The organism is Parabacteroides acidifaciens (assembly GCF_003363715.1).
In the GTDB taxonomy this organism is placed as follows: Bacteria; Bacteroidota; Bacteroidia; order Bacteroidales; family Tannerellaceae; genus Parabacteroides; species Parabacteroides acidifaciens.
The window spans coordinates 20,722-32,930 of the sequence record NZ_QREV01000012.1; the positions used below are offsets into that span (position 1 = coordinate 20,722).

Genomic DNA, 12,209 nt, shown 5'->3' on the forward strand with positions numbered 1-12,209 from the left:
TTTTTTTAATTCCGGGATAACCGAATAAACCGTATCTTTGTTATACTATTGGAAACAATTTTGACATCTAAACGCGATATGAGAGAAATAGAAACTAAAATATTGCCTGTCCTTGAAATGAGTTGTGCTGTTTGTGCAGGTAATGTGGAGAGCACGGTACAGGCTTTACCAGGCGTAGAGAAGGCGGCTGTGAATTTTGCAGCTAATACGTTGACGGTTACCTACCATCCTACTGTTATTACTTTGCAAGCCATGCAAGCTGCCGTACAGGCTGCCGGATATGATTTGATCGTCGAGGCGGAAGACCCCGTGGCCATGCAGGAAGAGATGGCTCGCGAGCATTACAGGGTCTTGAAACGGAATACGATAGGGGCATGGGTGTTATCCATTCCTTTAGCCCTGTTAGGGATGGTATTCATGCATATGCCGTTCGGAAACTGGATTATGATGGCGTTGGCATTGGCTATCATGGTCTTTTTCGGCCGTTCGTTCTATGTGAGCGGAGTGCGGCATGCGTTAAAGGGAAAGGCCAATATGGATACATTGGTGGCGCTCAGTACTTCGATCGCTTTCCTGTTCAGTCTTTTCAATACATTGTGTCCCGGTTTTTGGCTGGATAAAGGTTTGGAGCCTCATGTCTATTATGAAGCATCCGGAGTGATCATAGCCTTTGTATTGTTGGGGAAATTGATGGAAGAGCGGGCCAAGAACAGTACTTCTTCGGCTATAAAAGGGTTGATGGGGTTGCAGCCTAAGACTGCCCGGCTGGTTACGGATGGAAAAGAGGAAGAAGTACCGATCTCTACGCTTCAGGTGGGAAATGTCGTGAGTGTACGTCCCGGGGAAAAGATCCCGGTGGACGGGACTCTGTTGCAGGGAAATTCATCCGTGGATGAAAGTATGTTGAGTGGTGAACCGATCCCGGTGGAGAAAGTGGCAGGCGACCGTGTCCTGGCGGGAACCATCAACCAAAAAGGCGCTTTTACAATGGAAGCGACAGGCGTTGGCAACACAACTGTCCTGGCTCAGATCGTACAGATGGTACAGGCTGCGCAGGGGAGTAAAGCGCCGGTCCAGCGTATTGTTGATAAAATAAGCGGTATATTTGTACCTGTCGTTGTCTTGTTATCGCTGATCACATTTGTCTGTTGGCTGGTGATCGGCGGCGAGGGATACTTCTCGTATGCACTGCTATCGGCTGTTTCGGTCTTGGTGATCGCCTGCCCGTGTGCTTTGGGGTTAGCTACTCCGACAGCCTTGATGGTCGGAATGGGAAAAGGGGCGGAACGTCATATCCTGATAAAGGATGCTTTTGCACTGGAGAATTTATGTAAGATCGATACGGTTGTGATGGATAAGACCGGGACATTGACGGAAGGCATTCCTGTTGTTACGGATTCTTACTGGATTTCAGAGGATAACACCCGTTATCTGGATATCTTATATACGGCGGAACAGAAATCCGAACACCCTTTGGCTTTCGCCATCATCCGCTGGTTGGATGATTCCGGGGCGAAGGTTTGCGACACGGATAACTTCGAAAGTCTGACAGGCCGTGGCGTTCGCATCCAGGTGGAAGGTGTCACGTATTGGGTCGGTAGCCAGGGATTGTTAGAAATATTCCAGGCAAATGTTCCCGAAAAGGTACGGAAGCAGATCGAAAAGTGGCAGGAAGAGGGGCAAAGCGTTGTCTTTTACGGGCAGGATGCCACACTGTTGGCTGTCCTGGCTATCTCGGATCGCATCAAGCCCACATCAGCTGCCGCTGTTAAGGAGCTGAAAAAGCAGGGGATAGAAGTCCATCTTTTGACTGGCGACGGTGTACGGACAGCCGAGCGGGTGGCCGCAACATTGGGAATCGACTATTATAAGGCAGAAGTGATGCCCAACGATAAGGAAGCATACATCGTTTCCCTCCAGCAGCAGGGAAAGAAAGTGGCAATGGTCGGCGACGGTATCAACGACTCGCAGGCGCTTGCCCGTGCAGATGTCAGCATAGCGATGGGGAAAGGGACGGATATCGCCATGGATGTGGCAATGGTTACGCTCATTACGTCCGATCTGTTGTTGCTTCCCGAGGCTATCCGCCTGTCGAAGCAGACAGTCCGGCTGATCTATCAGAACCTGTTCTGGGCGTTTATATATAACGTAATAGGTATTCCGTTGGCAGCAGGTGTCTTGTTCCCGGTTAACGGACTGTTGTTAAATCCGATGTTGGCGAGTGCGGCGATGGCATTCAGTTCCGTATCGGTAGTATTGAATAGTTTACGATTAAAATTCATGAAATAACAATTTAAAATTAGCATGATTATGGCAACAATGAAATTTAAGACAAATGCCAAATGTGGCGGATGTGTATCTGCAATAGGTGCAAAGCTTAATACGATAATGTCTTCAGACGACTGGTCGATCAACTTGGCCGATCCGAATAAGGTCTTGGAAGTAAAAACGAATATTGCGCCTGCAACCGTGATCGCAACCGTAAAAGAAGCTGGTTTCAAAGCCGAACAGCTTTAACCGGATGGTTGCCCGACAAAGACAAACTCACGGCGAGGAAGTCGCCAATGTGCTGACACACGGTGCCGGGATGCTCTTTGGCATAGCCGCAATCATTGTTTTAATGACAGCGGCTATCCGTAGCGGTAATCCCTGGGCGGTCGGTAGTTTTGCCGTTTACTCTGTTTGCATGACGCTTTCATACGTGACTTCAACTTTCTACCATGCTTCGACGAATGCGCGGCAGAAAAGACTGTTGCGCCGGTTCGATCATAGTGCCATCTATTTGCATATTGCAGGAACATATACGCCGTTTACCCTGGTTGCTCTCCGGCAGGAAGGGTATTGGGGATGGACGCTTTTTGCAGTTGTATGGATTGCCGCTGTGGTTGGCGTCTGGCTCAGTTTTCGCAGGATGAGGAAGAAAGACCATTTGAAAACAGTCTGCTATCTGGCAATGGGCTGGGTGGTTGTTATCGCCTTTAAGCCTTTGCTCCATGTTCTTCATGAAACGGATTCGATGGATGTGTTATATTGGTTGATCGGCGGCGGTCTTTTCTATACAGCCGGCAGTCTGTGCTTTTTCTTGGATAAATACAAATATATGCATCCGGCCTGGCATCTCTTTGTGCTCGGGGGAAGCGTCTGTCACTTTATATCGGTTTATCTGTTGGTATAAAAACGAAAGGAGGATGTGTCAAAAGTAAGTTCTAACGCTTTAGCGTGTCATTGCGGGCTTGCCCCGCAATCTTATCCTAAATTGATTTACAATGGATTAGGATGGGATGGCGGGTCAAGCCCGCCAAGACACAGACGCTATAATTAGGACTTTTGACACATCCTCTTCGTTTTCATTCATTATAGTCCGCTGAAATCCACCCCGTCGAATATTAACGAAGGAACGCGCCAGCTGGAATAGGTGCGCGGGTCGTTTCCGATTTCGGCAAGGTTGCTCCACAGGGAAATCATGTTGCCGGTCGCATTCATTTCAGAGATCGGTTGTGTCAGTTTCCCTTTTTCGATCAGGAAGCCTTCCACGCCATAAGAGAAGTCGCCGGTCGTGCTGTTGCTGTTACCGCCATTAAAGCCGGTTACCAAGATCCCTTTATCGACAGAAGCGATCAAACCTTCCGTATCTTTATTACCCATCTGCATCGTCAGAATGGAAGGAGAGGCTATTGTCTGCTTCATGTCCATTTTGTTGGCAGAATAGGTATCGATATAGTATGTTTTCAGGATACCGTTTTCAAAAACCGGCATACGTTTAGTCGCTACACCTTCGCCATCGAAGTAGCGGGCACCGGATGCACCCACCATGTGCGGCTCATCGATAATCGTTAACTTGTCGCCCAATACTTTCTGATCGATCTTATCCAGAAGGAAAGAGTTTTTCTGCTGAATGGAAGAACCGTATAAAGCGTCGATTACCGGAGAGATCAGGCGGGCGGAGTTCATATTGTCTACCACCATCTGATACTTGCCGGAAGCCACTTTTTTCTGTCCCAATTTACGTAGGACCCGTTCCAGGGCTTTTACTCCTAATCCCTCTTTTATCAATGCATCGTAATAAAGGGAAGAATCGAACCAGTACGATTCCGGACGGGCATCGCCTTCGCCCTTGATGCTTACGCTGGCTACCAGGCTGAAAGAAGAACCGGAGGCTTCTCCTTCAAAACCATTGCTGGCAACCATATATTTGAAGTCTTTCTCGTCGCTGTAGGATGAGTTGGCGGAGATGATGCGATTGTCTTTGCCCATCATTTCGTTGCAGACATTCATGGCGAGTGCCACTTTGTCGTCCGGCTGTATCGAATCGAATTTCGGATCCATCAGCTGCAGGTCTGCACTGCCACCTTTATAATAGAGAGAAGCGTCGGGCAATGTACGGGCTTTGTCTTCCGCCAGGAACCGGGTCGAATCGATGCCATTGCGGATAAAACCTTCCAGCTCCTTTTTATCCAGACGGTTTGTGGAGAAAGAACCGAAACGTCCGTCCACATACAGGTGGATCACCAGACTGTTTTCCGATGCCTGCTGCAAACGATCCATTTTCATGTCGCGTATTTCGAAAGAACTGCTTGAGCCGTTATAGATACTCACGCGTGAGGCCTGGCAACCGTTTTTCAGGGCAAACTCCATCGCCCATTGAGCCAGTTTTTTATTTTCGTTCGTTATCATGCTATTCTAATTATGAATTAAGAATTATGAAATTAGCTTTCTCCTCCCACTGTGAGTTTACTAACCAAAGCAGATGGCATACCACAGGTAACCGGGCAGGACTGTCCGTCCTTACCGCATGTCCAGGTGCCGTTATCCATCTTATAATTGTTTCCGACCATCGTTATATCGGCCAACGCACGCGGACCGTTACCGATGATATTGATATCCTTGATCGGCTGTGTCAGCTTGCCGTTCTCGATCAGGTAACCGTCTTTCACAAAGAACGTGAAGTCGCCTGCACCGATCTGTACCTGTCCGTTGGTGAAGCTGGAAGCATAAATACCTTTCTTTACCGTCGAGATCATCTCTTCTTCCGTTACATTGCCGGCTTCCATATAGGTAGCACGCATACGCGGGATCGGCATCTGGCGGAATGATTCGCGGCGGCCGTTACCCGTTGACGGGATACCGTAATGTTTGGCACTGATACGGTCGTGCATATAGCTGGTCAGGATACCTTCTTTGACGATATATGTCTTCTGGCCGGGAATACCTTCGTCGTCGATATTGACAGAACCACGGTTGAAGGGGATCGTCCCGTCGTCCACTACGTTGATATGCTCGTTGCAGACCTTCTTGTTCAGCTGGTCGGAGAAGATAGAAGTATTCTTGCGGTTGAAGTCAGCCTCGAAAGCATGGCCGATTGCTTCGTGGAGCAGGATACCGGAACCGCCGGCACCCATTACGACAGGCATTTCACCCCCTTTAGGCTTGATTGCCTGGAAGAGGATAGAAGTTTTTTCCACCGCTTCTTTTGCCACTTCGCTGATGATATCGTCTGTCAGGAACTCGGCTCCCATACGGAAAGCGCGGGAAGCATACGAGTTTTCTATTTTGCCATTGTCTTCCATGATGCAGACTGCACTGAGTGTTACCATCGGACGGTAATCATAGTACGTCTGTCCCTCAGAGTTGCAGAACAGGATATGTGAAGTCGTGTCACCTAATGAAGCCATTACTTTATGTACCCGTTTGTCGAGTGCAAAAATCTGGTCGTTCAGCTTCTGCAGGTAAGGAGTCTTTGCGTTTACGGCAATCTCATCCCAAGGAGTCTGTATGCCATAATAATTATTAATGATCGGTTCCTCTGTCAGGTTTACCGGAGCTTTGCCGGCCGAACCTGTTGCGATGCGGGCAGCCGTCCGGGCTGCTTTCAGCATCTCGTCGAGCGTTACGTTTTCTACATAGGCATAACCGGTCTGATCGCCGGCCAATACACGTACACCCATACCGAAGTCGATATTGGAAGAAGCGCGGTTTACCGCCCCGTCCTGCAATCCGATGTTATTCCGGTAAGAATGTTCAAAGAACAAGTCGGCATAATCACCGCCTTTTTCGAGTGCTGCTGCCAGCACTTTTTTCATGTCGCTTTCACTTACACCAAAATGGTTCTGAGCGAATGAGATACCGGTTGCCTTGTCTGCTTCATTACCGGCACAACTTCCCAAGAAAGAGGGAACCGCTAATGATCCGAGCATAACCATACCTCCTGTTTTAATAAAATCACGTCTGTTGTATTTCATATATTCGATTATAGTTTATTGTCTTTTGCCCATTGCATCACGTTGGCAGGCGGGCGTTGTGCCAACAGTTCTTTTTTCATGAAGTCCATATAAGGAGCCACATGTTTGAAGAATTTCTTATATCCTTTACAAAGATAGTTCAGTCCGGGTTCGCCGTTTGCCGTGTGAAGGAAACGGTTCTTGGGGCACTCGCCGTTGCAGGCGAACAAATAGTCGCACTCCTTACACTGCGTAGGGAGCTTTTCGTATTTATCGGCACCAAACTTCAGTTGGTGCTGGCTGTACATCATTTCGGTAAGTGTCTGGGTATAGATATTACCTAACTTATATTCGGGAAATACAAAATGGTCGCAGGCATATACATCGCCGTTGAACTCCATCACTCCGGCATGTCCACAGGTGCGTGCCAGCGTACAAACGCCCGGCTGTTCGCCCACCCAGTTTGCTAATGTAGAGTCGAAAAGTTGGATATAATAGTTGCCGACATCTTCTTTCAGCCATTCGTCAAAGATCGCGCAAAGGAAATCACCCCATTTCCCGGCGTCTACCGTAAAGGGCGCCAGTTTGATGTTGGCGTCTTGCTGCTCCGGTGAAGTCAGTAACGTCCCGTCCTGATGGAACCCGAGACGTTCTACGATAGGGGCGAACTGGATGTAATGGCAGTCTATTTCCTTGAAAAAGTTGTAGAAGTCCAGCGGGTAATCCACATTATAATCGTTTACGACCGCCATTGCATTATATTCCACACCGTGCTTTTTCAGCAGTTCGATTCCCTTCATCACTTTATAAAAGGAGGGAAGCCCCTGTTTATTCCGGCGGTATTCGTCGTGAAACTCCTGCGGGCCGTCTATCGAAACGCCTACAAGGAAATTGTTTTCTTTGAAGAAACGGCACCAGTCGTCGTTCAGCAGTGTCCCGTTAGTCTGGATGCAGTTGTCTATCTGCCGTCCGCGCCCGTATTTGCGTTGCAGCTCCAGCGCTTTCTTGTAGAAACTGATAGGGCGCATCAACGTTTCGCCGCCATGCCAGGTAAAAAGAACCTGCGGCATCGTCTGGCATTCTAAATAGTCCTTGATGAATTTCTCCAGCAGCTGTTCGCTCATGATATGATTTTTCACCTCGGGGTAAAGTTTTCCTTTCTCGAGGTAATAGCAGTATTCGCACGCCAGGTTACAAACCGATCCGACGGGCTTCAGCATTACATATACGGGTTTAGCGAACGGGGATATATAAGGATTACTCATGGTATGTTTAAAACGATGTTCTTATTTAGTTTCAATTGCAAATGTAGTCTTTTTAACGAACGGGTGTTACTTTTTTACCGTGTTTTTTTCTTATAACGGTTATAATCGGTAACAAAGCCTTCGCATAACCAGTTTGCTAATGCCTGGCGGTTGTCGCTCAGGATGATCCGTTGCTGGTCGAAACTGTTCTGGATGTTGCCTAATTCGACAAAGACGGAAGCCGGTGTCGTGTGGCGCAAGACATACAGGTTGCGTCCGTCCACTGTCCCGGTAAACCCGCGTCCAGGCTGGTGCTTGTTATATTTGTGCGTGAAAGTCGATCGCATGGTCTTGGCCAGGTTCTTGCTTTCGGAGTTTTTATCCTGGTGGTAGAAGAACACGTCCGTCTGATGTCCTTTGTTACGGCTGTCCACATGTACGAAGATTGCCCGCTTGTAAGCATATTTATCCTGTTTGAACAAGGTGTTTATCTTATCGCACCGCTGTTGCAGGCGGCGTACCTGGTTGAAGGGGATCGGGCTTCCCATACAAGTTTCTCGCTTGCTGTTGCTCAGGTATTTGTCGTTCCTGATTCCGTCTTTGGCATCCTGTATGATGATGTGCACTTTGGCGCCTTTCATCATCAGGTTGCGCGCCAGGCGCAGGACAATGTCGTAGGCATATTCGTCTTCGTGCAGCTCAACGGAACCGATCCGTCCGATTGCGCCGGGGTCGGGCCCTCCATGCCCGCTGACTAAATAGAAGCAGGCGCCTTTCAGTTCGGACGAGGTTACCTTGTAGGAAGCAAGTTCCTTGCCGAACAACGGTTCGTGGTTCGCCCGTTTGGCCGCAGCAACGGCGGCTTCCTTACCTTGTAAAGGCGGAAGCGTATATTTGACTCCCATCCGCAGGGTATTGCCTTTTCCTAATTTGCTTTTATTTAGCTCGATGAATTGCTTCTGATAGTCTGCGCCGGTGCGGTTGTGGCGTTTCAGAAAAAGAGCGATGCCTTCCCCTTTTTTCGGGAAAGCCTTCTCCTGAGCTTGTAACTGGTTGGCGCAAAGCAGGGTGATTAAAAGCGATAGTATAATACTAAGTTTGACCTTCATTGGTGTATAAATTACTAAATGTAGACAAAAATAGAATTTTTTCCCGGGATAATAAAATATGCTTGATTTTGTTTCATTATATTTGTCTGACTGTATGTAGTAATCGCAAATATATTATTAATATGATTGAATTACCCGAAGCTATTACGATTGGCCGCCAAGTGGAACAGACTCTTGCCGGGCGCTGTATAACAAATGTGTATGGTGCCACCCATTTGCACAAGTTTACTTTTTTCAGTGGAACTCCGGAGGAAATCAGGGATTCTTTAGTTGGAAGGACAGTTATATCTGCCGTAGGAAAGGGTATTTTTGTCGACGTTTGTATGGACGAAGATGTCTTTCTCTGTATTTCAGACGGGATCAATATGCGCTACGGGCGTCCGGGCGATCCGGTACCGTCGAAGTACCAACTGCTGATTACGTTCGATGATGAGTCATTCGTAAGCTTTACGACAAGTATGTACGGAAGTATTTCTGTTTTCCGCCATACGTTAGACAATAAATACCATACGCTGAGTCTTGAAAGTGTTTCTCCCTTGAGTGAACAGTTTGACGAATCCTTTTTCGAAGGGAAGCTGGCTGCCGAACAGAAGAACATATCCGTAAAAGCATTCTTGGCGACGGAACAGCGGATTCCCGGACTTGGAAATGGCGTCTTGCAAGATATTCTCTTTAATGCGAAACTGCATCCGAAGCGTAAGATCCATTCCCTGTCCGATACGGATAAAACAGCACTTTTCCATTCCCTCAAAAACACCTTGCAGGCGATGACCGACGGGGGAGGACGCGATACGGAAACAGACTTCCTGGGAAACAGAGGCCGTTACCGGTCTGTCCTGTCCAAGAATACATATATGTCCCCCTGCCCATGTTGCGGCGGAATCATATCCAAAGAGGCTTATTTAGGAGGCACGGTCTATTTCTGCCCGGACTGCCAGCCGCTCCATGTATGAACCTTCATATTGTTAATGCAAGTTTCAGCCTATCCAAGCCATCAGTCAGGGTTTTTCGGGGGCAGGCGATATTGATGCGGATGAAATTCTCGCCCGCTTCACCGTATAGGCTGCCTTCGTTCACCCATAGCTTTTCTTTATCGAGCAATGCGTGTGCAATATCTTGGGAGGATTGTTTCAGAACCGAGCAATTGACCCATACTAAGTAGGTCCCTTCCAACACTGTCACGGGATATTGCGGAAGATGCGCTTTGAAATACATTTTCAGGTAATCATAATTGTCGAGAAGGTAGCGTTTCAACTCTTCCAGCCATTCTCCGCCTTCGTTGTAGGCGGCCATCAGCGCTTCGACGCCGAACGGATTTACGTCACAAACTTCGTTGATGTTGATCGCCTTGTCTATCTTGGCACGTACGTCCGCATCGGCAGAAAAGATATTGGCAATCTGCAATCCTGCCAGGTTGAACGCTTTGCTCGGCGAAGTGCAAGTGACGGAATGCATCAGGAATTCTTCCGAGATCGAAGCAAAAGGAGTGTATGTATGTCCGGGAAAGACCAATTCGCAATGGATTTCATCTGCTACGACCCACACATGATGACGGAGGCAGATTTCTCCGATGCGCGTCAACTCCCGCCGTGTCCAGACTCTTCCTGCCGGATTATGTGGGTTACACAACAGGAGCAGTTTTACTTTCGGATCGGCCGCTTTCCTCTCCAGGTCCTCGAAATCGATCCTGTAGGTCTCATTCTCATAGATAAGCGGATTGGCGATTATTTCGCATTCGTTATTTCGGATGGAGGAGAAGAAGCAATTATAGACCGGCGTCTGCACCAATATCCGGTCGCCGGGAACTGTCAGTGCTTTGATAACAGCCGAAAGGGCCGGGACGACACCTGTCGTATAGATGATCCATTCTTTCTCTATTTTCCAGCCGTGCCTCCGTCTGAACCAGTTTCCGATTGCATCATAATAGGCGGGAGGAACTTTCGTGTACCCGAAAATACCATGTTCCACCCGTTTCCGTAATGCTTCGATTACAGCGGGAGCCGTACGGAAATCCATATCGGCCACCCACATTGGCAGGATATCTTGATCCTCTGCCATATCCCATTTATAAGAGTTCGTCCCGCGACGGGGAATTATCTCGTCAAAATTATATTTCATTTGTCGAATGTATTAATTATCCCACAATTTCAATTCGCAGTTTCCGGGTGCTTTAATATTCTCGTCGATGATGATTTCACCATAACTTTCGGCTGTAATGCTGCCGCTACTTGGATTTTTCACACTATGCACGGGGCCGTTTATGGTTGCTTGCACGCTGCTGTATTCAAAACACAGGTCGGCATCGTCCGCCATTGTGCAGTTTTCCATAATCAGATTATGTGTATAACAGAGTGATTGCGTGCCGGAAATCTTGCAATTAACCAGGCGCAGGTTGTGCGAATGCCACCCCAGATATTCACCGTTCAGTTCGGAGTCATACACCGTCACATTCTCTGTGTTCCAAAATGCATCTTTCGAGTTGATGACCGCGTTCCGGATTTCTACGTTCTTACAATACTGGAAGGAATAGTTCCCGTTCTGGGAATAGTTCTTGATACGGATATTTTCGCCGTGCATAAACAGATAATCCGCTTTGTCGATCTGCACATTCTTCAGTTCGACGTTACGACAGTGCCAGAAAGTTTCCAGTGCATTGGGGATTTGTACGTTTTCTAACTTTATCCCGTCCATCTCGCGAAACATTTTCGGAGCTTCTACTATCGTATTTGTCATTTGCAGGTTTCGGGAATACCAGAGTGCGGCGCGTGCGCCTTCCGTAAAGAGGCAGTTCTTGATGACAAATCCGTCATTGTGCCAAAAAGGATATTTCCCTTCAAAACGGCAGTTTACAGCGATGATATTACTACATTCCTTTAATGCGGATTCCCCCGTATGGATTATTACGTTTTCCAGTTGAAGATCATGGGTGGCGAATAGGGGGCGTTCACCTCCGTATTCCCTGTTTTTAATCTGTTCCATTATTCAATTACTCATTATTAATTTATTTATTCCGGATATTCTTTAAAATGATATCCTGCTTTCTACATTGCAAATGTACACCAAAGCATTCTCTTGCTTTGTAGACAAATTACAGGTATTATTACCTATATTACTGATTGTTGAAGGAGATTGTGTCGCACGTATTCTTGATAGACAAATTATAGTATTTATTACAGGATATTGCAATGTTTCTAACACGGAATTTACAATAACCCTCTTTTTGGCGGTTTTTCTATTTCGTCCGAAATCTTGATCGATTTTGGTTTGACTTTTTTCCATGTTTATCCCTTCCTGTCTGACAATAGGCGGGGTGAGGTGCGCAGCCCGTTCCGAAAAGCATTCTTTTTGATTGCCGGAAGGCATAAACACCGATAAAGTGATAAACCTTAACTCCCGGAGAATCGAATATTTGAAAATAAAACGGACGGCGTCCCAAATATCGCAAGGAAATTCAGGTACTTTTTTGCCCTGAAAACGGTCCTCTTTTCAATTACGACCGTCCAAATCGCCATTATGACCGTCCTAATCTTCGCGAGGTGCCGAGTGCACTACACATTAGCACGGTCGTAATGGAGATTAGGACGGTCGTAATGGCGGAAAATGCTCGAAAAAGAGGAAAAAGTCTCTTTTTGAGGCCA

Annotated in this window: 10 protein-coding genes; 4 read left to right on the plus strand and 6 right to left on the minus strand. The window is 47.4% G+C overall.

What is annotated here, in order from left to right; all coding sequences use genetic code 11:
- The first annotated feature begins 78 nt into the window (after positions 1-78).
- From DWU89_RS07125 to trhA, 3 genes are read left to right on the plus strand one after another with little or no spacing between them, the layout of a single operon-like run.
- Complete coding sequence (locus tag DWU89_RS07125; protein WP_115498956.1) at positions 79-2,289, plus strand: heavy metal translocating P-type ATPase; 2,211 nt, start codon at positions 79-81, stop codon at positions 2,287-2,289.
- Between the two features lie 21 nt (positions 2,290-2,310).
- Positions 2,311-2,517, plus strand: coding sequence for a heavy-metal-associated domain-containing protein (locus DWU89_RS07130; RefSeq protein ID WP_115499024.1), 207 nt, complete (start codon positions 2,311-2,313; stop codon positions 2,515-2,517).
- A gap of 4 nt (positions 2,518-2,521) precedes the next feature.
- Positions 2,522-3,175, plus strand: a complete 654-nt coding sequence (gene trhA, locus DWU89_RS07135; protein WP_115498957.1) for a PAQR family membrane homeostasis protein TrhA — start codon at positions 2,522-2,524, stop codon at positions 3,173-3,175.
- Positions 3,176-3,354: 179 nt separating this feature from the next.
- Here the strand turns inward: trhA and DWU89_RS07140 are convergent, their stop codons facing one another.
- The 4 genes from DWU89_RS07140 to DWU89_RS07155 all read right to left on the minus strand — a co-directional run bounded on the left by DWU89_RS07140 (position 3,355) and on the right by DWU89_RS07155 (position 8,571).
- Positions 3,355-4,674, minus strand: coding sequence for a TldD/PmbA family protein (locus tag DWU89_RS07140; protein WP_115498958.1), 1,320 nt, complete (start codon positions 4,672-4,674; stop codon positions 3,355-3,357).
- 32 nt (positions 4,675-4,706) lie between these two features.
- Positions 4,707-6,239, minus strand: a complete 1,533-nt coding sequence (locus DWU89_RS07145) for a TldD/PmbA family protein (protein WP_115498959.1) — start codon at positions 6,237-6,239, stop codon at positions 4,707-4,709.
- An 8-nt stretch (positions 6,240-6,247) separates the two neighbouring features.
- Positions 6,248-7,483, minus strand: a complete 1,236-nt coding sequence (locus tag DWU89_RS07150) for an anaerobic sulfatase-maturation protein (RefSeq protein ID WP_115498960.1) — start codon at positions 7,481-7,483, stop codon at positions 6,248-6,250.
- Positions 7,484-7,557: 74 nt separating this feature from the next.
- Positions 7,558-8,571, minus strand: coding sequence for an N-acetylmuramoyl-L-alanine amidase family protein (locus tag DWU89_RS07155; RefSeq protein ID WP_115498961.1), 1,014 nt, complete (start codon positions 8,569-8,571; stop codon positions 7,558-7,560).
- Positions 8,572-8,693: 122 nt separating this feature from the next.
- Here DWU89_RS07155 and DWU89_RS07160 point away from each other — a divergent pair, with 122 nt between their 5' ends.
- Positions 8,694-9,524, plus strand: coding sequence for an endonuclease VIII (locus tag DWU89_RS07160; RefSeq protein WP_115498962.1), 831 nt, complete (start codon positions 8,694-8,696; stop codon positions 9,522-9,524).
- Between the two features lie 4 nt (positions 9,525-9,528).
- Here DWU89_RS07160 and DWU89_RS07165 read toward each other — a convergent pair whose 3' ends face one another.
- Both DWU89_RS07165 and DWU89_RS07170 read right to left on the minus strand, forming a co-directional pair.
- The gene (locus DWU89_RS07165) at positions 9,529-10,689 is read right to left on the minus strand and encodes a MalY/PatB family protein (RefSeq protein WP_115498963.1); all 1,161 of its coding nucleotides are present in this window, start codon (positions 10,687-10,689) and stop codon (positions 9,529-9,531) included.
- A 12-nt stretch (positions 10,690-10,701) separates the two neighbouring features.
- On the minus strand, positions 10,702-11,550 hold the full coding sequence (locus tag DWU89_RS07170; protein WP_115498964.1) for a DUF3737 family protein: 849 nt from the start codon (positions 11,548-11,550) through the stop codon (positions 10,702-10,704).
- Positions 11,551-12,209 lie beyond the last annotated feature (659 nt).